This is a genomic window from Streptomyces sp. f51 (assembly GCF_037940415.1).
In the GTDB taxonomy this organism is placed as follows: domain Bacteria; phylum Actinomycetota; class Actinomycetes; order Streptomycetales; family Streptomycetaceae; genus Streptomyces.
In genome coordinates this window covers 7,650,798-7,671,278 of the sequence record NZ_CP149798.1, presented here as the reverse complement: position 1 = coordinate 7,671,278, position 20,481 = coordinate 7,650,798, and the positions used below count along the sequence as shown (strand labels likewise).

Below are 20,481 nucleotides of genomic sequence, written 5' to 3'. Positions count from 1 at the left end.
TGCTACTCCTCAACGTTCATCTGTCGCAGCTGGAGGCGGTTGGACTTGGCCGACTTCTCGATCCGGGCCGCGAGTTCGGCGACGGTCGGGCTGCGGAAGACGGTGGTGACCTTCACCTCGACGCCGAGCTCGTTGCGGATGCGGCCGACGAGCCGGGTGGCCAGCAGCGAGTGGCCGCCGTTGTCGAAGAAGTCGACGTCGATGCCGACCTCGTCCGCGCCGAGGAGTTCGGCGAACAGCCGGCACAGGACTTCCTCGTTGTGGTTGCGCGGGCCTCGCCCGGTGGCGGTCTCGGCGCGGTCCGGTGCGGGCAGGGCGCCCCGGTCGAGTTTTCCGCTGGGGGTCAGGGGCAGGCCGGTGAGCGGCACGAGTGCGGTGGGGACCATGTACTCCGGCAGCCGTTCGCGGGCCAGGGCGGTCAGGGCCGCCGGGTCGAGGGCGGCCGGGTCGGTGCCGGCCACGGGCACGAGGTAGGCGACGAGCCGCTGGTCGCCGGGAGTGTCCTCGCGTACGAGGGCGACCGCGCCGTCGACGTCGGGGTGGGCGGCGAGGGCCTGTTCGATCTCGCCGAGCTCGATGCGGAAGCCGCGGAGCTTGACCTGGAAGTCGGAGCGGCCGATGTACTCGACCTGGCCGTCCGGGCTCCAGCGCACGAGGTCGCCGGTGCGGTACATGCGGCTGCCCGGTGCGCCGAAGGGGCAGGCCACGAAGCGGCCGGCGGTCAGGGCGCTCTGCCCGAGGTAGCCGCGGGCGAGCTGGTCGCCGGCGAGGTAGAGGTCGCCGGCGACTCCGGCGGGCACCGGGCGCAAGGCCGCGTCCAGGACGTAGACCTGGGTGTTCCACACCGGGGTGCCGATCGGGAGGCGGCCGCTGCCGGGCACGTACTGGTGGGCGGTGACCTCGACGGCGGCCTCGGTGGGTCCGTAGAGGTTGTTGGCGGTGCAGTTCGGGAGCAGTTCGGTGAACCGCTGGGCGAGCTCGGGCGGGAACGCCTCGCCGGCGACCTCGATCCAGCGCAGGCTCGTGCAGTCCTTGGCGGAGGGTTCGGCGACGAACGCCTCCAGCAGGGAGGGCACGAAGTCGGCGCCGGTGACGTGTTCGCGGCGGATCAGTTCGGCCAGGTAGGCGGGGTCGCGGCGGCCGTCGGGGCGGGCGATGACGACGGCGGCACCGGCCTGGAGGGGGGCGAACAGTTCGGGTACCGACACGTCGAAGCCGGCCGTCGTGCTCAGCAGCACCCGGTCCTCGGGGGTGACGTCGAAGTGGGCGAGTCCCCACCGGAGCCGGTTCATGATGGCCCGGTGGGCGACCGGGACGCCCTTGGGGCCGCCGGTGGAGCCGGAGGTGAAGATGGCGTAGGCGGCGTTGTCCGGTGACAGGGTGCGCTGGGGGTCGGTGGCGGGGCGGCCGGAGACGTCCGGGAGGTCCTGGTCGAGGACCAGCAGCGGGCGGGCGCTGTCCAGGACGTGGCGCAGCCGGTCCTGGGGCAGTTCGGTGTCGATGGGCACGTAGGCGGCGCCGGCCTTGACCACGGCGTAGATCGCCACCATCAGGTCCACCGAGCGGGGGATCCTCACGGCGACGAGCTGCTCGGGGCCGGCGCCCTGGTCGATGAGCCAGTGGGCGAGCCGGTTGGCGCGGGCGTTGAACTCGGCGTAGGTGAGCCGTTCGTGCTCGCCGATCACCGCGATGCGGTCGGGGGTCCGGGCGGCCTGTGCCTCGAAGGCGTCCGGGAGGGTGTCGGGGGCGAGCGGGTGGGCGGTGTCGTTGATCCGCCGTACCAGGTGGTCGTGTTCCTCCTGGCCCAGTACGTCCACGGCGGCGACCGGGACCGTCGGGTCCTGGAGGACCTGCTCCAGGACGCGGACCAGCCGGGCGGCGATCGTCTCGGCGGCCTCGTGGTCGTAGAGGTTCTTCTGGTAGTCCAGGGACAGGCGCAGGTAGGGGTCGGAGGCGTTGAGGGTGAGGGGGTAGTGCGAGCCGGCGAAGGGGCGGATGGCGTCGATCGTGAAGCCGGCGGAGGTGTTCGCGTCGACGATGCCCTCGCGGTCGACGGGGTAGTTCTCGAACACGACGATCGTGTCGAACAGGGAGGGCAGGCCGGTGCCGCGCTGGATGTCGGCCAGGCCGTAGTAGTGGTGGTCGAGGAGGGTGATCTGCCGGTTCTGGAGGTCGGTGACGACCTCGGCCAGGCTGGTTCCGGGCCGGCAGCGGGCCCTGGTCGGCAGGGAGTTGATGAACAGGCCGACCATCTCGTCGCTGCCGGTCAGGTCGGCGGGGCGGCCGTTGACCGCGGCGCCGAAGACCACGTCGTGCTGCCCGGTCAGTTTGGAGACCAACACCGCCCACGCGCCCTGGAGCAGGGTGTTGAGGGTGACGCCGAGCTGTGCGGCGCGCCGGGCCAGTTCGCGGCCCTTGTCGATGGACAGCGGTACCTCGACCCGTCCCAGCGAGGATGCCTCTCCCCGGGAGGTGAGGCCCGCGGCGACGAGGGTCGGCTCGTCGAATCCGTCGAGTTCGGCCTTCCAGCGGGCGGCGGAGGCGTCCTTGTCCTGGCGGGTGAGCCAGGCCAGGTAGTCGCCGTAGGAGCGGACCGGGGCGAGGTCGGCGGTCTTGGCGTACAGCCGCACCAGGTCGGTGATCACCAGGGGTGAGGACCAGCCGTCGAAGAGGGTGTGGTGGGCGGTGAGGACGAGCTTGGCGTGCTGGGGGCCGCAGGTGAGCAGGGCCAGCCGCAGCAGCGGCGGCCGGGTGGGGTCGAGTCGCTCGGCGCGGTCGGCGGCGAGGGCTTCGTCCAGGGCCGTGTTCTGCTCGGCCTCGCCGCGGCCGGTCAGGTCCAGGTGCCGCCAGGGCAGGGTGACGTGCTGGGCGACGACCTGGACGGGTTCGCCGTCGGCGGTGGTCAGGAACGCGGAGCGCAGGTTGGGGTAGCGCTCCAGCAGGGCCTGTCCTGCGGCCCGCATGCGGTCGGGGTCGACGTGTCCGGACAGGTGCAGCACGAACTGCATGTGGTAGACGTCGAAGGTGTCCTCGGCCAGCGCCGCCTGGAACTGGATGCCGGACTGTCCCGGGGCCTGCGGCCACACCTCCACCAGCGGGCCGTAGCGCTGCTCCCAGGTCTCGATGTCGCTCTGGCCGACGGTGACCAGCGGGGCGTCGCAGGGGGTGAGTCCGCCGGCGTCGCCGGTGGCGGCGTAGGCGGCCATGCCGTGCAGCACCTTCACCCACAGCTCGGCCAGTTCCGTGGTCCGCTCGCGGGAGAGGACCCCGGTGGGGAACATGAACGCGGCTTGCAGGCAGGGGCCCTCGGCGGTGTCGGTGGCGACGGAGTTGACCTCCAGGGCGGACAGCGCGGGCAGGTCCGGGCCGGGCTCGGCGATCAGCTCGGCGGACCAGGACGCCGGTCCCCAGCCGTGGTCGCGCAGATGCCCGGGCACGTCCGCCTCGGAGATCCGGCCGAGGTAGTTGAACCCGATCTGCGGTACCGGAAGGCCGGCGAGCTGCTGGGCGGTCTCGGGGTTGAGGTGGCGCAGCAGCCCGTAGCCCAGGCCCTTGCCGGGGATCTCGCGCAGCTGCTCCTTGACCAGTTTGACGGCCTTGGCGGCGGCGGGGCCGCCGGCCAGCACGCCGTCCAGGTCGACCGCGCTCACGTCGACGCGGGCCGGGTACATGGTGGTGAACCAGCCGAGCGTGCGGGAGAGGTCGGCGCCGGGGACGGCGTCCTCCTCGCGGCCGTGTCCTTCGAGGCGGACCAGGGTGGAGCCGTCGGCGGCGCGCCACTTGTCCACGGCCAGGGCGAGCGCGGCGAGCAGCACGTCGGTGCCGGTGCCCCTGAACGCGGCGGGCAGGGTGGTCAGTACGGCGTCGGTGACGTCGGCGGGCAGCTGCACCCGTACGGTCTCGACGGTGGACCACACATCGACCGCCGGGTCGAACGCCCTGCTGCCCAGCGGGGGGTTGGGTGATTCGAGGACGTCGCGCCAGTAGGGCAGTTCCGCCTCCCGCTCCTCGGTGAGCGCCTCGTCGGCCAGGGCGGCGGCCCAGCGGCGGGCGGAGGTGCCGACCGCGGGCAGGTCGGGCGCGGTGCCGGTGCGGACCTGCTGCCAGGCCTCGGCGAGGTCCGACATGAGGATGCGCCAGGAGACGCCGTCGACGACCAGGTGGTGCAGCACCACCAGCAGCCTGCCGGTGCCCGAGGGCGGGGCGAACCAGACGAGGTCCATCATGGTCCCGGCCCCGGGGTCGAGCCGGCCGACCGCGTCGTGCAGTTCCCTCTTCGCCGCCGCCAGTGCGGACGGCTCCTGCCAGCGGCCTTCGCAGTCGACCCGGCGGATCACGTCCGCGGCCCGCACGGTGCCCGCCTCCCGCACGACGAGGGCGGGTTCCTGGCCGGACACCAGGCGGGCGCGCAGCAGGTCGTGCCGGTCCAGGACGGCGTCCACGGTCGCGGCGAGGCCGTCGGCGTCGATGCCGGCGGGCAGTTCGAGGACCATCGACATGGCGAACCGGTTCGTGCCGGTGCCGTGCTCGAACACGTGCCGGGCGACCGGCTGGAGCGGCATCGGGCCGACCCCGCCGCTCTCGTCCTCCGCCAGGACGGGGGTGTGGCCCTGGCGGGCGGAGGCCACCTCGGCGAGGCGGGCCGCGGTGCGGCACTCGAAAATCTCCCGGGTGGACAGTTCCAGGCCGCGGGCGCGGGCGCGGGCGACGACCTGGATGGAGCGCAGGCTGTCGCCGCCGACCGCGAAGAAGTCGTCGTCGGCGCCGACGCGTTCGACGCCCAGGACGTCCGCGTAGGCGGCGGTGATGACCGCCTCGGCCTCGGTGCGCGGCTCGCGGTAGGCCTCGCCGTGGAACTCCGGTTCGGGCAGGGCCGAGCGGTCCAGCTTGCCGGTCGGGCCGAGCGGGAGGCGGCCCAGGGCGACGAAGGCGGCGGGCACCATGTAGTCGGGCAGCCGGGCCGCGGTGAACTTGCGCAGTTCGGCGGAGGAGGCTCCGGCGAGGACGTCCACGTCGCCGATGCCTCCGGCGCCGTCGTCGCCGACGGCTCCCTCACCGGTGTGCACCACATAGGCGACGAGCCGTTTGCCGCCGGCGGAGACCTCCCGGCTGATCACCACGGCCTCGCTGATCCCGGGGTGCTGGGTGATGGCGGCCTCGACCTCGGCGGTCTCGATGCGGAAGCCGCGGACCTTGACCTGGCCGTCGCCGCGGCCGACGCACTCCAGCCGGCCCTGCGCGGTGCGGCGGGCCAGGTCGCCGGTGCGGTACATCCGCTCGCCGGCGGGGCCGTAGGGGTCGGGGAGGTAGCGTTCGGCGGTCAGGGCCGCCCGGCCGTGGTAGCCGCGGCCCAGGCAGCTGCCGGCGACGTACAGCTCGCCGACGACGCCGCGGGGCACCGGGGCCAGGCCGGGTCCCAGGACGTAGGCGCGCATGTTGCCCAGCGGGGTGCCGATGGGGGCGACGTCGCCGTCGGACCACTCCTGGCCGGGTGCGAGGCAAAAGGCGGTGGCGTAGAAACTCTCGCTCTGGCCGTAGGAGTTGACGATCCTGGCGGCGGGCAGTGCCTCGCGCAGCTGGCGCACCAGCCGGCCCGGGAGCACGTCGCCGGCCAGGACGACGGTGTGGACGCCGGGTGCCTTGCCGAGGTGGGGGACGAGTTCGCCCAGTACGGAGGGGACGCCGCTGATGACGTGCCCGTCCCAGTGGTCGCGTTCGGCCAGGGCCGTGGCGTTGGCGACGATCTCGGCGGTGCCGCCGGTGGTCAGGGTGGTCAGCAGCTCGAAGACGGAGACGTCGAAGTTGACGGAGGTGCCGGCCAGCATCCGCCACCCGGGCGGTGTGTCCAGGACGTCGACCAGTTCGCGTACGCCGTCGACGACGCCCCGGTGGGTCAGGGCCGCGCCCTTGGGCTCGCCGGTGGAGCCGGAGGTGTACATCACGTAGGCGAGGTTGTCCGGGGCCAGCGGCGCGCGGCGGGTCGTGTCGTCGGGGGTGCCGGGGGCCGGCTGCCAGTCGGCGCGCTCATCGAGGCGGACGACGGCGTCGATGCCGTTGCCGGGGATCTCCCGCCAGGTGGCGGTGTCGGTGACCGCGAAGCGGGGTGCCGCCTGTGTCAGCACGCTGCGGGCCCGGCCTCGGGCGTACTGGGGGTCCAGCGGTACGTAGCCGGCGCCGGACTTGAGGATGCCGAGCAGGCCGGTCACCAGGTCCTCGGTGCGGGGCAGGGCGAGGGCCACCAGGTCCTCGGGTCCCGCGCCGTGCCGGATGAGTTCCCAGGCGACGGCGTTGGCCCGCTCGTCCAGCTCGCGGTAGGTGAGGGTGCGTCCGTCGCAGACGAGCGCGGGGGCGTCGGGGGTGCGGGCGGCCTGGTCCTCGAACAGCTGCGGGATCGTCGCGGTGGGCGCGGTGGACGCGGTGGACACGCTGTCGCCGGTGGGGGCGAGCAGCTCGTCGCGTTCTGCGGTGTCCAGGACGTCGATCGTGGCGATCGCGCGGGCGGGGTCGGCCACGAGCCGGCCCAGCACGCGCACGAACCGCCGCGCGATGGCCTCGGCGGTGTCCCTCTCGAAGAGGCCGGTGGCGTACTCCAGCCGGCAGCGGGCGCCGCCCGCGCTGTCCGGGAGCAGGTCGAAGAACAGGTCGAACTTGGCGGTGCCGGTCTCCAGCCGCTCGACCTGGACGCCGAGGCCGGGCAGCTGGAGCGGCGGCACGGGCGGCTGCCAGGAGAGCATGACCTGGAAGAAGGGGTTGTAGGCGGTGGAGCGGTCGGGGTTGAGGAGCTCCACCAGCCGCTCGAAGGGCATGTCCTGGTTGTCGTAGGCGGCCAGCGAGCGGTCGCGGACCTGGCCGAGGAGGTCGTGGAAGGTCGGGTTGCCGGAGAGGCCGACGCGCAGCACCCAGGTGTTGACGAAGAAGCCGACCAGATCGCGCAGTTCCTCGTCGGTGCGGTCCGTGATCGGCGCGCCGATGGACAGGTCGTCGCCGCACCCGAGGTGGTGCAGGAGCACCGCCAGCGCCGCGTGCATGACCATCGAGACGGTGGTGTCCGCTCCGGTGGCCAGTTTCTCCACCGCGCCGAGCAGTTCGGGGTCGATGGAGAACGGGATCCGGTCGCCGCCGGGGCTCATCACCCGCGGCCGCGGGCGGTCGGTGGGCAGCGCCAGCGGCTGCGGCAGGTCGGCCAGTTCCTTGCCCCAGTAGGCCAGTTGGCGGGCCGACAGGCTCTCGGGGTCGCTCTCGTCGCCGAGTACGTCCCGCTGCCACAGCGTGTAGTCCGCGTACTGCACCGGCAGCGGCTCCCACGCGGGCGCCTTCCCCTCGGCGCGGACGGCGTAGGCCGTGGTGAGATCGCGGAACAGCGGTCCGAAGGACTCGCCGTCCACGGCGATGTGGTGCGCGACGACGACCAGGGTGTGCTCGTCGGGTGCGTGGCGCAGCAGCCGGGCCCGGATCGGGGTGTCGGCGGCCAGGTCGAAGGTGGCGGTGGCCGTCTGGTCGACGGCGGCGGCCCGGTCCTGCTCGGTGACGTCGGTGACGGTCAGGCCGAAGGGCTGCTCCCCCGGTGCCAGCACCCGCTGGTGCGGGACGCCGTCGCCGTCCTCGACGATCACGGTGCGCAGGACCTCGTGCCGGTCGACGACGTCACCGAGCGCGGCCCGGAGCGCGCCGACGTCCAGGGCGCCGGTCAGCCGCAGGGCGAAAGCGCCGTTGTAGGTCGGCGAGGGGCCTTCGAACCGGTCCACGAACCACAGCCGGCGCTGCGCGAACGACAACGGGATCATGTGTTGTGTCTCCATATCGGCGGAACCAGGAGGGAGCGGGCCGCGACTCAGCTCAGGTCGAGCAGGTCCAGAAGTTCGTCGTTGTAGAAGTCGTCGATGGAGCACGCCCCCGACAGGGTCGAGAAGTAGCGGTCGATGTGCTCCTGGTGGCCGACCAGGTGCCGCAGCATCTCCACGCGGCCCTCGGGCTTGAGTTCGGCCACGTTCAGGGCGCCCTGGTAGTGGCTGAGGGCCTCGCCGCTCAGGTCGTTCTCGTAGCGCTTGAGGGCGGTGCGCAGGGCGGCGTCGTCGTGGAGCTGGGTGCCGACGTGGCCGACGAGGGACTGGGCCTGGGCGAAGGCCTCGGTGATGCCGCGGGCGGTGATGGAGTCCTTGTGGTTGACCGCGTCGCCGACCAGCACCCAGCCGGGGCCGTGGGCCTTGCGGAAGTAGTTCTCCTGGTGGCCCGTGCCGTAGATCTGCTCCACCCGCCGGCCCGCCCGCATCCGCTCGTACAGCTCGGGGGCGGTGGTGCGGAAGGAGTCGAGGTAGAAGGGTTCCACTCCCTTGCGGACCTCGTTGTAGAGGTCCTGCGGGAAGTAGGTCATCAGCAGCGTGAGGTCGTCGTTGGTGGGGATGACGCCGATCCAGCGGCCGGGCCGCTCGTACAGCTCGAAGTGCGAGGGGACGTCGGCCCAGTAGCTGTAGTAGGTGCAGCTGACCCGCGGGTGCTCGATGACGTTGGGTGCGCCGACCTTGCGGGCCACCAGCGAGCGCATGCCGTCCGCGCCGACGACCAGGCGGGCCCGTTCCGTGGTCTCGGTGCCCTCCGGGGTCGTGTAGCGCACGCCGGCGACCCGGTCGCCCTCCCACACCAGGTCCTTGACCGCGCAGCCCTCCCGGAAGTCCACGCCGGCCTCGACGGCGCCCTCGGCGAGCAGCGGGTCCAGGACGTAACGGCGGGGCGCGTAGGTGTGGTTGAGGCCGTCGACGGGCAGGGAGAAGCCCTCGATGCGCACCCCGGGGCCCTGGTAGCTCTGGCGGGTGATGGGGCGGCAGCCCGCGTCGCGGAGCTTGCCGAGCAGCCCCCAGCGGTTCAGCAGGCCCATGCCCTGCATGTGGATGTAGTGGGAGGACAGGGTGTCCTGCGGGAACCGGGCCTTCTCCAGCAGCAGGACCGAATAGCCCTGGCGGGCGAAGAGCATGGCCGTCGGCGAACCCGCGCAACGGGCACCGATGACAATCACGTCGTACATGGCGCGCCTCTCTGACCAGATAGTTTTTTGCACGCGACGCGGCCCGCGGGCCGGGGCCGGGGATCTCTGCGGATCCCCGGGGGGTCTCTGCGGATCCCTGTCGTTTTCGGGGCGCTATCGCTGCGGTGGCAGGGATGCGATGTAGGCGGAGATCGACGCCACCGTGGGGTGGAGGAACATCTGGTCCATGGGGACCTCGGCGCCCAGTTCCTCCAGGAAGGCGCCCTGGATCCTGACCATGATCACGGACTGGCCGCCGAGGGCGAAGAAGTCGTCGTCGGCCGCGATGTCCTCGCGCCCCAGTTCCCGGCACCAGATGGCGCGCACGCTGTCGGCAGTCATCCCTGTCCTCGGTTCTTGAGGGCGTCGACCAGTGCCGCGCGGTCGACCTTCCCGTGCGGGCTCAGCGGAATGGCCGGTACGCCGACGAAGCGGGCCGGGACCATGTTGCGCGGCAGCGTGCGAAGGAGGCGGGCGCGCACGGCGTCCTCGGCGAGAGCGCCCGCCTCCGGTACCACGAATGCGGTCAGCTCGGCCTCGCCGGCGTCGGTCCAGGTGACCGCCACGGCGGCCTCCCGCACCTCGGTCAGCCTGCCGAGCGCGCGCTCGATGTCGGTGGGGTCGATGCGCATGCCGCGCACCTTGACCTGGGCGTCCATCCGGCCGGCGACGACGAGGTCACCGGTCTCGGTGACCCGGCCCCGGTCGCCGGTGCGGTACAGCCGTACCGGTGTGCCGTCGACCTCGATCGTGGTGAACCTGGCGTTCTCGGGGCCCGAGGAGCCGAGGTAGCCGGCGCCGACCCCGGCCCCGGCGATGCAGATCTCGCCGTCCTGTCCCGGTGCGACGCCGCGCAGTTGCTCGTCGAGGAGGTGGATGTCGGTGTTGTACGCCGGCCGGCCCACGGGGGCGATGTCGTGTTCGCCGGTCCGGTGTCCGGCGAGGTCGAAGGAGGTGGCCACGTCCGTGCACTCGGCGACGCCGTACTGGTGCAGCAGGGTGCAGGTGTTGTTCTCGCGGCGCATCCAGTCGGTGAGCCGCTCGGGCTTGAGCGCCTCGCCGCCGAACAGGATGTAGTCGAGGCGGGTGAGGGCGTCGCCGCCGCGTGCCTTCTCCCAGTCGATCAGCACGTACAGGGTGCTGGAGGCGCAGTGCACCACGCGGATGTCGTGCTCGCGCAGGGCGCGGTAGGCCAGCATGGCGTCGAAGTTGCGGCTGGCCAGCAGGTGCTGGGTGGCGCCGCAGAACAGCGGTGTCATCAGGGCGCGTTGGGAGAGGTCGAAGCCGAACGCGCTGACGACGAGGTTGTGGGAGCCGCTGTGCAGGCCGTATTCGAGCCTGAGCCAGTTCATCAGGTTGAACCAGCCCTCGTGGCGCACCGCGGTCAGCTTCGGCGTGCCGGTGGAGCCGGAGGTGAAGACGGCGTAGCACAGGTCGTCACCGGTGACGGGCACGCCGGGCGAGGTGGCCGGCAACTCCGCGAGGCGGGTGCCGAGTTCGTCGAGGTCGACGATGTCGACGGCCGCGGTCCCGACCATGGGGGCGGTGCCCGGTGAGGCCACGATCAGGGCGAGGCCGGGGACCTGGCCGAGCAGCAGCTGGAGCCGGGCGGCGGGGTAGGCCGGGTCGAAGGGCACGTAGGCCGCGCCCGCCTTGAGGGTGCCCAGGAGGGCGACGAGCAGGTCGACGGAGTAGTCGAGGCACAGGCCGACCTTGGCGCCCCGGCCGTGTCCGCGCGCGGTGAGGTAGTGCGCGAACCGGTTGGCCCTCGCGTCGAGTTCGGCGTACGTGACCTGCCGGCCGGCCCACACGACCGCGACGGCGTCGGGGGTGGCCCGCGCGTGCGCCTCGAACTGCTGGTGGACGACGGGCGCCGAGGGCAGGGCGACCCGCTTTCCCTGAAGGATCATCAACTGACTCCGATATGAGGGGTGTCCGGTCGGACGGGCCGGTGAGCGCTGCTCGTTCGGGCCGTGCTCGTTGAGGCGGTGCTCGTTCAGGCGGTGAGGCGGTCTGCCGTGGGCCGGTCCGCGGTGCCCCGGTCTGCTGTGTGCCGGTCCGACGTGGGCCGGTCCGCGGTGCCCCGGGCTGGCGTGGGCCGGTCCGCGGTGTCGAGCATCCGGGTGATCCACTGGTCGACGGGCAGGCCGTGCGCGGCCGCCTGCCGGGAGTAGTGCTCCAGCCGGTCGGCGGACAGCTCGATGGTGAGCGTGGTGGCACCTCGCGGCTCGCCGGCGACGGGCCCGGCGGCCGATCCGGCGCCAGGTCCGGCAGCCGGTCCTGCGCCAGGTCCGGCGGCCGGTCCTGCGGGCCGGGGCGCCTGCGGCGTCCCGGTGTCCGCGCCCGGGGCGATGCCGGCCTCGTCGCGCTGCGCGGCCAGGCCGGCGCGGACCGCCCTGCGCAGTTCGTTGCGCGACCACTTCTGCTGTTCGGCCCTGCGCAGCCAGTAGTCCTGCTCCGGCGGCGAGAGACGGGTGACCTCGGCGTGGTGGGCGAAGCTGAGGCTGTCGCGCCTGCGGTGGTGCTCGAAGCGCCGGGCCACCCACGCGTAGTTGCGCAGGGTCTGGTAGTCGAGCCCGGTGCGCTCGATGGCCTCCTTGTAGCGCCGCCACCCGTAGGTGGCCTCACCGTAGAGCAGCCAGTCGGCGAGCCACCACGCGGAGGAGTTCACCAGCTCGCGCAGGTTGGCGCCGATCCGCTCCCAGGACCGCTCCGGCAGGTTGGGAGGCAGGACCATCCCCGATTTCTGCACCGTGGCCTGCGATCCCACGAAGGACAGGACCACATCGCCCTGCGCCGGCACGCGGCCGGCGTCCACGGGCCCCGGTCCGTGCCTGCCGGCGGTTCTCACAGCCCCCGTCACAACCGTCAACTCCCCGCTCGAAGTGTCTTCCTGGGCGCGGACCGGCCGAGGCGGACGACAGCGTCGTCCCGGCCGGGTCCGCGGGTGGGCGGCGGTCAGTCCGCCGCCATGGCCTCCCGCAGGCTCCTGGGCCGCAGGTCGGTCCAGTTCTGCTCGACGTACTCCAGGCACTCGGCCTTGGCCGCCTCACCGAAGACCACGCGCCAGCCCGCGGGCACCTCGGCGAACACCGGCCACAGGGAGTGCTGGTCCTCGTCGTTGACGACCACGTGGAAACGGCCGTCCGCGTCATCGAAGGGGTTCGTGCTCAACAGGGCACCGTCCTTGTCGGTCAGGGGGTGACTCGGGATGGGACATCGCCCGCCGGGTGCGGGGCACCGGGCGCGGGTCCGCCGGCCGGTGCCCGTCCGGTCGACGGGACACCTCGGCTGTCCGGTCGACGGGACAGCCGGCGCCGGTGGCGGGCCCCGGCGATGCCTCGAAACCGTAGGGAGCGCGCCGCCGACGCGACAAGGGGCGCCAGCCCCGCCGACCCCCTGCCGCCCGCCGGCGTCCACGCCCCGCGGTGATCCCCTGTACCGGACCGGTTTCCTGTGCCACGATGCCGCGCCCGCGGGCGGCAGCGCGCCGGGGGAAGCCGGGTCCGCGGGCCGCGGCGCGCCGGGAGATGCCGTGCCCGCGGGCCACGACACGCCGGGGCGAGGCACACCCGGGGCGCGGCATGCCGGGGGGGTGCGGCAGCCCCGGGGCCACGGCGCACCGGGGGCGAGACACACCCGGACGCCGCGGCACACCGGGGCGAGGCACACCCGGAAGCCGCGGCACGCCGGGGGGCGAGGCACACCCGGAGGCCGCGGCACACCGGGGGCAGGGCACACCCGGAAGCCGCGGCACGCCGGGGGCCACGACAGGCCGGGAGGCGAGGCACACCCGGGGGGCGCAGCCCTGCCGATAAGCGCAGCCCTGCCCGATGAGCGCGGCCCTGCCCGGTGGGCGCTGTACGCCCGATGAGCGCGGCCCTGCCCGATGAACGCGGCACGCCCGATGAGCGCGGCCCTGCCCGGTGGGCGCCGCACGCCCGATGAGCGCGGCCCTGCCCGGTGGGCGCTGCACGCCCGGGTCCCGCCCGGGTGGCCTGAGGCTCGCTCAAGAGTCGCCTGACCAGTGGCGGAGTCCCCCCTGTGCCGGGGCCGTCCGGGCCGGGCGCCGTTCTAGGGTGCGAAGCCGTGCGGCCCGATCCGAGGGGGAGCTATGGAAGCGATGGACGGCACACGGCCCGCCCTGCGTCTGTTCGTCCTGCACCACGCGGGCGGCTCCCATGTGCTCTACCGCCACTGGGCGGCCGGGCTGCCGGACACCTGGGACGTGCGGCTGCTCGACGCCCCGGGCCACGGGCTGCTCCTCGACCTGCCGCGGATCGACGACGCCGGCCGTCTCGCCGACTTCCTGCTGCGCGGCATCGAGTCCCAACTGGATGTCCCCTACGCCCTGTTCGGGCACAGCATGGGCGCCCTCGTGGCGTACGAGATCACCCGGCGGGCCATGGAGCGGGGCCTGCCCCCGCCGGTGTGGGTGGGCGTGTCCGCGCGCGCCGCGCCGCGGCCCGCGGAGCCGCGCAGCGGGTACCACGAGTTGCCCGACGCGGAGCTGCGTACGCGGCTGAAGCTGCTCGGCGGCACCCCAGGCGCCGTCTTCGACGACCCCGCCCTGTGGGCCCTGTTCGCCCCGGTCATCCGGGCCGATCTGCGCCTGGTGGACGGCTGGCGCCCCGATCCCGGCGCCCCCGCCCTGCCCGTGGCGCTGTCCGCCTACGCGGGCGGGCGGGACCACTTCGCCTCCCCGGAGCGGATGGCCGGCTGGGCCGGGTACGCCGAGCGGTTCCTCGGCCTGCGGGTCTTCGACGGCGGTCACTTCTACTTCCAGGACGACCCCGCTCCCCTGCTGCGGCAGATCGCCCGGGACGCGGCCACGGCCCTGGACACGGCTCCGGCCCCGGCCCCGGCACGGTCGTACGCCCCTCCCCCGCGGTGACCCGGCGCCGTACGCCCGTACGCCCGCGCGGCGGACGGCGGACGGCGCGGGACCCGGCCACACCCGGCGCCCGGCGAACACCCCTGCCCGTACCGGCAGAACGACCAGTTCCGGCCTCCCGCAAGGCCCGGCTGCGGGCGGCGGGAGGGCGGTGCACCTGCGTCTTTCCGGCCGCGGTGGCGCCGCACGAGTTGCCCGCGAGCCCGGTGACCTACGTTTCCGCCACCAACCGCACCGGTGCGGATCCAGCCACCGTGCGGCCCAGACGAAGAGACGGGGAAACGACGATGACGATGCGGAACAGGCCAAGAGCCGGTGCGGTCGCCCTGGCGGCGGTGGCCCTGACGGCCACCGTCCTGACGGGTCCCGCCCGGGCGTCGGGTGAGAGCGCCGCGGGGGCGGGCGGCCACCAGAAGACGCAGGCGGCGATCGAGGCGGCCGTCGCGGCCGGTGTCCCCGGCGTGATCGCGGAGGCGCGGGACGCTGCGGGCGTGTGGAAGACCGCGGTGGGCGTCGGCAACCGGGCCACGGGCGCGCCGCGCGGCAAGAACGACCGGTTCCGCACCGGCAGCGTCACCGACACCTTCGTGGCGGTGGTCCTGCTCCAGATGGAGGCGCAGGGCAGGATCAGCCTCGACGACCCGGTCGAGCGGTATCTGCCCGGCGTGGTCACCGGCAACGGCAACGACGGCTCCAGGATCACCGTCCGGCAGCTGCTGAACCACACCAGCGGCCTGTTCGACTACCTCGCCGACGTGCCGTACTACCGGACGTACACCATGGGCGACAGTTTCCTGGCGCACCGCTACGACACCCTGACCGCCCAGCAGCGTCTCCAGGTGGCCTTCTCCCACGCTCCGTTGTTCCAGCCCGGGGCCCGGCACTCGTTCTCGCACACCAACGACGTGCTGGCGGCGCTGATCGTGCAGAAGGTCGGCGGCAGGACGTACGAGGACGAGGTGCGCCGGCGGATCATCGAGCCCCTGGGGCTGGAGGCGACGTCCAACCCGGGCACGAGCAGTGATCTGCCGCGGCCGAGCAGCCACGGTTATTCCAAGCTGTTCTACGACACCCAGCCGGAGCGGATCGACGACGTCACCGAGCTGAACGGTTCGCAGAACTGGGGCGACGGCGACATCATCTCCAGCGCCCACGACCTGAACCTGTTCTTCCGGGCCCTGCTGGGCGGGAGGCTGCTGCCGGCGCGGCAGTTGAACGAGCTGAAGACGACCGTCGTCAACCCGGATCTGCCGATCACGTCCTACGGGCTGGGCATCGAGAAGCTGACGTTGGGCTGCGGTGACGTCTGGTACCACGACGGGGGCGTGGTGGGGTCGCTGACGCTGTCCGCCTTCACCGAGGACGGCCTTCACGAGCTGACCTTCAACTACAACGGCGACTGGGACGCGTCGGGGATCGTGCCGATCCTGAACGCCGAGTTCTGCGACCAGGCGTCCGGCTGACGAGGCGTCACCATCCCACCGTGTCCCATCAGGAGAGCCGTTGACATCCTCCCCGTCCTAAAGGGCGGGGATTCCCGCCTGGCTGCCGGTGGTGACCGGCTGAGCCTTCGGGTGGGTTCCCCGTTCAACGAGCCGTGCCCGGTGTGGGATTTCCACTCCGGGACTGACCGGCCCTCCAGGGGCGTTTAGCCTCTCCGCCTGCCCGGCGGCGAGGATCACACGCGACGCATTGAGGTCACGATCATGTTCGGTACCGCAGCCCTCGCACCGCCAGATACGCACGTGCAGCGGCTTCTTCCCATCCACGACCCAGCACACCGAGCACGTCTGCGAGGAGGGCAGCCAGCGGGAAACGATGCCGACGTGCCGGCCACAGCGGGCCGCCTTCTCCTCCAGCACCCGGCGGAACATGCCCCATGCCGCGTCGTGCACAGACTTGGCCAGGCGAGTGCGGGCCAGGCCGGAGACCGCCAGGTCTTCGAGGTAGACCGCTTGGTTGTCGCGGACCAGCCTCGAAGCACTCTGATGGCACCAGTTTCTGCGCGCATCGGCCACCCGGGCATGCGCCCGGGCAACCTTCAACCGGGCCTTGGCCCGGTTCCTCGACCCCTTCACCTTCCGGCTCAACACCTGCTGCGCCTTCCTCAGTCTCCGCTCGGCACGCCGCAGGAAGCGGGGATTGTCGATCACCCGCCCGTCGGACAGCACGGCGTAATGCGTCAGGCCCAGGTCGATGCCGACCTCGGCACCCACGGGCGCGAGCGGCTCGGGCTCGACCTGAACGACGAAGCTCGCGAAGTACCGCCCCGACGGATCCTTGAGCACAGTCACCGAGGAGGGAGGCGACGGCAGTTCCCGGGACCAGCGGACCCGCACGTCCCCGATCTTCGCGAGGTTCAGCCGGCCGTTGTCCCGCAGCCGGAACCCGTTCCTGGAGAAACGGACCGCCCGCCGGCTGTCCCTCTTCGACTTGAACGTCGGCAGTCCCATACGGCGCCCTGGCCGCTTGCCCGACACCGACGCGAAGAAGTTCGCGTACGCCGTATCGAGATCACGAAGAGAAGACTGCAAGGCGTCCACCGACACCTCGGCGAGCCAAGCCCGCTCGGCCGTCTTCTTCGCATCGGTGATCACCCGCTTCGCCAGAGCACCCGTCGCGATCCGCGACCTGTCTGCCTGGTAGGCGGCCTTCCTCGCCGCCAACGCATCGTTGAAGACCACCCGGGCACAGCCGAACGTACGAGCCAGCGCGATGCGCTGACCCGGCGTCGGCTCGATCCGGAACGAATACCGCAGATGCACCCGAGCAACGTAGCGGCCGCCACTGACAACCCCGGTCCACCCGACGGGCGAAACAGCTTTCCCCGCCCTGCTCCGCAGGACCTTCACTTCCTCCCCCGGCCTGAAGGCCGGGGTATCCACGAAGGAGACCTGATGACAGTGCGAGCAGCGGTGGCCGGAGCGAGCGGCTACGCGGGGGGCGAGCTCCTGCGTCTGCTCCTTTCCCATCCCCAGGTGCGCATCGGCGCCCTGACCGGGCATTCCAGCGCGGGAGAGCGGCTGGGCGTTCTCCAGCCGCATCTGGCGGCGCTGGCCGGGCGGGAGGTGGAACCCACCACCGCCGAGGTCCTGCGGGGGCACGATGTCGTCTTCCTGGCCCTGCCGCACGGCCAGTCCGCCGCCGTGGCGCGGGAGTTGGGCCAGGACACGCTCGTCGTCGACTGCGGGGCGGACTTCCGGCTCGTGGACGCGGCCGACTGGGAGAGGTTCTACGGCTCGCCGCACGCGGGCACCTGGCCCTACGGCCTGCCCGAACTGCCGGGCTCCCGGGAGAAGTTGGCGGGTGCCCGGCGCATCGCGGTGCCGGGCTGCTATCCGACCGCGGTGTCGCTGGCGCTCTTTCCCGCCTACGCGGCCGGTATCGCGGGGCCGGAGGCGGTGGTGGTCGCGGCGTCGGGCACGTCCGGTGCGGGCAAGGCGCCGCGGGCGGACCTGCTGGGCAGCGAGGTCATGGGGTCCATGCGGCCCTACGGGGTGGGCGGCGGGCACCGGCACACCCCGGAGATGGTGCAGAACCTCAGCGCCGTGGCGGGCCGGCGGGTCGCGGTGTCCTTCACCCCGGTGCTGGCCCCGATGCCGCGCGGCATCCTGGCCACCTGCTCGGCCGCCGTCCGGCCCGGCACCAGTGCCGGGCAGGTGCGGGCCGCGTACGAAGAGGCGCTGGCCGGCGAGCCGTTCGTCCGGCTGCTGCCCGAGGGCCAGTGGCCGAGCACCGGGGCGGTGTACGGGTCGAACGCCGTGCAGGTCCAGGTGGCCCTGGACCCGGCGGTGGGCCGGATCATCGCGGTCTGCGCCGTCGACAACCTCACCAAGGGCACCGCGGGCGGTGCCGTGCAGAGCATGAACATCGCCCTGGGCCTGACCGAGGAGCTGGGGCTTTCCACCACCGGAGTCGCCCCGTGATCCGGGGCGGCACGGACATGAGCCGCCGACGCGGCGGGCGAACGAGGGAGTTGCGTTGAGCGTCACCGCAGCACGAGGCTTCAGGGCGGCGGGCATCGCCGCGGGAATCAAGACCAGCGGCGGCCTGGATCTGGCGCTGGTCGTCAACGACGGGCCGCGCCGCGGCGCGGCCGGTGTCTTCACCTCCAATCGGGTGCAGGCGGCGCCCGTCCAGTGGTCCCGGCAGGTCCTGGCGGACGGCGAGATCCGCGCGGTCGTCCTCAACTCCGGTGGTGCCAACGCCTGTACGGGGGCGCAGGGGCTGAAGGACACGCAGGCGACCGCCGAGCGGGCCGCCCGTCTGCTGGGTCTTGACTCCGGTGAGGTGGCGGTGTGTTCCACCGGGCTCATCGGGGTGCCGCTGCCGATGGAGCGGCTGCTGCCCGGTGTGGAGAGCGCCGTCGCGGTGCTGTCCGCCGACGGCGGCCAGGACGCGGCCCGCGCGGTGATGACCACCGACACCGTGCGCAAGACGGCCCTCGCCCGCGGGAAGGGGTGGACGGTGGGCGGCATGGCCAAGGGGGCTGGGATGCTCGCCCCGGGTCTTGCCACCATGCTGGCCGTGCTCACCACCGACGCGGACGTGGACAGTGCCTGGCTGGAGGAGGCGCTGCGGGACGCCGTCCGTGTCACCTTCGACCGGGTCGACTCCGACGGCTGCATGTCGACCAACGACACGGTGCTGCTGCTCGCCTCCGGGGCCGGTGAAGTGGTCCCGGACCGGGCGGAGTTCGCCGAGGCCGTCCGGGCGGTCTGCGCGGATCTGGCCCGGCAGCTGACCGGGGACGCGGAGGGCGCGAGCAAGGAGATCCGGATCGAGGTGGCGGGGGCGGCGAGCGAGGACGACGCCGTCGAGGTGGGCCGCTCCATCGCCCGCAACAACCTCCTCAAGTGCGCGATCCACGGCGAGGACCCCAACTGGGGCCGGGTCCTGTCCGCCATCGGCACCACCTCCGCCGTCTTCGAGCCCGACCGGCTCGGCGTCGCCATCAACGGCGTGTGGGTCTGCAAGAACGGCGGCGTCGGCGAGGACCGGGCGCTGGTGGACATGACCGGCCGCGACGTCGGCATCACCGTCGACCTCGGCGCAGGCCCGCACAGCGCGGTCGTCTGGACCAACGACCTCACCGCCGACTACGTCCACGAGAACAGCGAGTACTCCTCATGAGCCCCCTCGACCCCGCAGGCGCGGGAAGCGGCACGACCGGCAGCGCGGCCAGCGGCACGACCGGCGGCACGACCGGCGGCACGGCGGGCAACGCGGCGCTGACCGGGCGCTGGCAGGAGGTCATGATGGACAACTTCGGCACCCCCCGGCTGCCGCTCGTCGAGGGCCGCGGCTGCCGGGTCCGGGACGCCGAGGGCAACGAGTACCTCGACTTCTTCGCCGGCATCGCGGTCAACGCGCTCGGCCACGCGCACCCCGCGGTCGTCCGGGCCGTGTGCGGGCAGATCGCCTCCCTGGGGCACGTCTCGAACCTGTTCGTCGCCGAGCCGACCGTGCGCCTGGCCGAACGTCTGCTGGAACTGGCCGGGCGCGAGGGGCGGGTGTACTTCTCCAACTCCGGTGCCGAGGCGGTCGAGGCGGCCTTCAAGATCGGCAGGCTCACCGGCCGCACGCGCATGGTGGCGACGGCCGGCGGCTTCCACGGCCGCACCATGGGGGCGCTGGCACTGACCGGCCAGAGCGCCAAACAGCGTCCCTTCCTGCCGCTGCCGGGCGAGGTCGTCCATGTGCCGTACGGGGATGCCGCGGCCCTGCGCGGCGCGGTCACCGAGGACACCGCGCTGCTGGTCCTTGAGCCCGTGCAGGGGGAGAACGGTGTGGTCGTGCCGCCGCCGGGCTATCTGCGGGCGGCCCGCGAGATCACGGCGGCGACCGGAACGCTGCTGGTCCTGGACGAGGTGCAGACCGGGATCGGGCGCACGGGCCACTGGTTCGCGGCCCAGGCCGAGGGCGTCGAGGCGGACGTCGTCACCCTGGCCAAGGGGCTGGGCGGCGGGCTGCCCATCGGCGCGACGCTCGCCTTCGGGGCGGCCGCGCGTCTGCTCACCCCCGGCGCGCACGGCTCCACCTTCAGCGGCAACCCCGTGGTGTGCGCGGCCGCCCTCGCCGTCCTGGACACCATCGAGCGGGACGGGCTGCTGGAGCGGGTGGCGCGGGCCGGGCGGCGGCTGCGGCGCGGTCTTGAGGACCTGGCCCATCCGCTGGTGCGCGAGGTCCGCGGCGCCGGGCTGCTGGTGGGCGTCGTGCTGGAGGGGGATCTCGCGGCCCGGGTGCAGCAGGCCGCCCAGGACAGGGGGCTGCTGGTGAACGCGGCGGTGCCGGGCGTCGTCCGGCTCGCCCCGCCGCTGATCGTGTCGGACCACGAGGTGGACGCCTTCGTCGAGGGGTTCGGGGCGGCACTGTCCGCGGTCCGCGCCGGGACCGATGCCCGGGCCGGGACCGGTATCGGCCCCAGGGCCAGGGCGGGTGCGGATACCGGGGCCGGCGCGGGTGCCGGGGCGGGTGCGGATACCGGGGCGGGTGCGGGTGCCGGGAGCGCAGCGGAGCGTTCACTTCCACCCCATTGCAACACGCCCAGCCGTTGACGTTGCGTTAG

The 20,481-nt window shown here is 73.0% G+C and carries 12 protein-coding genes; 5 read left to right on the top strand and 7 right to left on the bottom strand.

The features are described 5' to 3' along the window. Nucleotides 1-2 precede the first annotated feature (2 nt). From WJM95_RS33405 to WJM95_RS33380, 6 genes are all read right to left on the bottom strand, one after another. Complete coding sequence (locus WJM95_RS33405) at nt 3-7,784, bottom strand: amino acid adenylation domain-containing protein (RefSeq protein WP_339134595.1); 7,782 nt, start codon at nt 7,782-7,784, stop codon at nt 3-5. 47 nt (nt 7,785-7,831) lie between these two features. Then, entirely contained in the window at nt 7,832-9,019 is a 1,188-nt protein-coding gene (locus WJM95_RS33400; protein WP_339134593.1) for an NAD(P)/FAD-dependent oxidoreductase, read from the bottom strand. 114 nt (nt 9,020-9,133) lie between these two features. After that, a complete protein-coding gene (locus WJM95_RS33395) occupies nt 9,134-9,361 on the bottom strand; it encodes an acyl carrier protein (protein WP_339134592.1) in 228 nt (75 codons plus the stop codon). Next, a complete protein-coding gene (locus WJM95_RS33390; protein WP_339134590.1) occupies nt 9,358-10,929 on the bottom strand; it encodes an amino acid adenylation domain-containing protein in 1,572 nt (523 codons plus the stop codon). Before WJM95_RS33390 ends, WJM95_RS33395 begins: the two co-directional genes overlap by 4 nt. A gap of 86 nt (nt 10,930-11,015) precedes the next feature. Then, complete coding sequence (locus WJM95_RS33385; RefSeq protein WP_339134588.1) at nt 11,016-11,837, bottom strand: LmbU family transcriptional regulator; 822 nt, start codon at nt 11,835-11,837, stop codon at nt 11,016-11,018. A gap of 140 nt (nt 11,838-11,977) precedes the next feature. Continuing rightward, nucleotides 11,978-12,193, bottom strand: a complete 216-nt coding sequence (locus tag WJM95_RS33380; protein ID WP_339134586.1) for an MbtH family protein — start codon at nt 12,191-12,193, stop codon at nt 11,978-11,980. 949 nt (nt 12,194-13,142) lie between these two features. Between WJM95_RS33380 and WJM95_RS33375 the strand changes: the two genes are divergently transcribed. Beyond that, complete coding sequence (locus WJM95_RS33375; protein ID WP_339134584.1) at nt 13,143-13,913, top strand: alpha/beta fold hydrolase; 771 nt, start codon at nt 13,143-13,145, stop codon at nt 13,911-13,913. Nucleotides 13,914-14,200: 287 nt separating this feature from the next. Beyond that, entirely contained in the window at nt 14,201-15,376 is a 1,176-nt protein-coding gene (locus WJM95_RS33370) for a serine hydrolase domain-containing protein (protein ID WP_339134582.1), read from the top strand. Nucleotides 15,377-15,433: 57 nt separating this feature from the next. Here the strand turns inward: WJM95_RS33370 and WJM95_RS33365 are convergent, their stop codons facing one another. Then, nucleotides 15,434-16,798: a transposase gene (locus WJM95_RS33365; protein ID WP_339134580.1), complete on the bottom strand. Its 1,365-nt coding sequence runs from the start codon at nt 16,796-16,798 to the stop codon at nt 15,434-15,436. Between the two features lie 12 nt (nt 16,799-16,810). Here WJM95_RS33365 and argC point away from each other — a divergent pair, with 12 nt between their 5' ends. Genes argC through WJM95_RS33350 form a run of 3 tightly spaced genes read left to right on the top strand, consistent with a single transcriptional unit; the run spans nt 16,811 to nt 20,470 of the window. Beyond that, a complete protein-coding gene (gene argC / locus WJM95_RS33360; protein WP_339134578.1) occupies nt 16,811-17,839 on the top strand; it encodes an N-acetyl-gamma-glutamyl-phosphate reductase in 1,029 nt (342 codons plus the stop codon). 55 nt (nt 17,840-17,894) lie between these two features. Continuing rightward, a complete protein-coding gene (gene argJ / locus WJM95_RS33355) occupies nt 17,895-19,046 on the top strand; it encodes a bifunctional glutamate N-acetyltransferase/amino-acid acetyltransferase ArgJ (protein WP_339134576.1) in 1,152 nt (383 codons plus the stop codon). Beyond that, nucleotides 19,043-20,470 (top strand): acetylornithine transaminase, encoded by a 1,428-nt coding sequence (locus tag WJM95_RS33350; protein WP_339134574.1) that lies wholly within the window; start codon nt 19,043-19,045, stop codon nt 20,468-20,470. The genes argJ and WJM95_RS33350 overlap by 4 nt, the downstream gene beginning before the upstream one ends. Nucleotides 20,471-20,481: the final 11 nt, after the last annotated feature.

What these genes read in the sequence shown, in the direction of transcription:
- WJM95_RS33405 (WP_339134595.1), bottom strand. Translation starts at nt 7,784, where the DNA reads ATGATCCCGTTGTCGTTCGCGCAGCGCCGGCTGTGGTTCGTGGACCGG.
- WJM95_RS33400 (WP_339134593.1), bottom strand. Translation starts at nt 9,019, where the DNA reads ATGTACGACGTGATTGTCATCGGTGCCCGTTGCGCGGGTTCGCCGACG.
- WJM95_RS33395 (WP_339134592.1), bottom strand. Translation starts at nt 9,361, where the DNA reads ATGACTGCCGACAGCGTGCGCGCCATCTGGTGCCGGGAACTGGGGCGC.
- WJM95_RS33390 (WP_339134590.1), bottom strand. Translation starts at nt 10,929, where the DNA reads ATGATCCTTCAGGGAAAGCGGGTCGCCCTGCCCTCGGCGCCCGTCGTC.
- WJM95_RS33375 (WP_339134584.1), top strand. Translation starts at nt 13,143, where the DNA reads ATGGACGGCACACGGCCCGCCCTGCGTCTGTTCGTCCTGCACCACGCG.
- WJM95_RS33370 (WP_339134582.1), top strand. Translation starts at nt 14,201, where the DNA reads ATGACGATGCGGAACAGGCCAAGAGCCGGTGCGGTCGCCCTGGCGGCG.
- argC (WP_339134578.1), top strand. Translation starts at nt 16,811, where the DNA reads ATGACAGTGCGAGCAGCGGTGGCCGGAGCGAGCGGCTACGCGGGGGGC.
- WJM95_RS33350 (WP_339134574.1), top strand. Translation starts at nt 19,043, where the DNA reads ATGAGCCCCCTCGACCCCGCAGGCGCGGGAAGCGGCACGACCGGCAGC.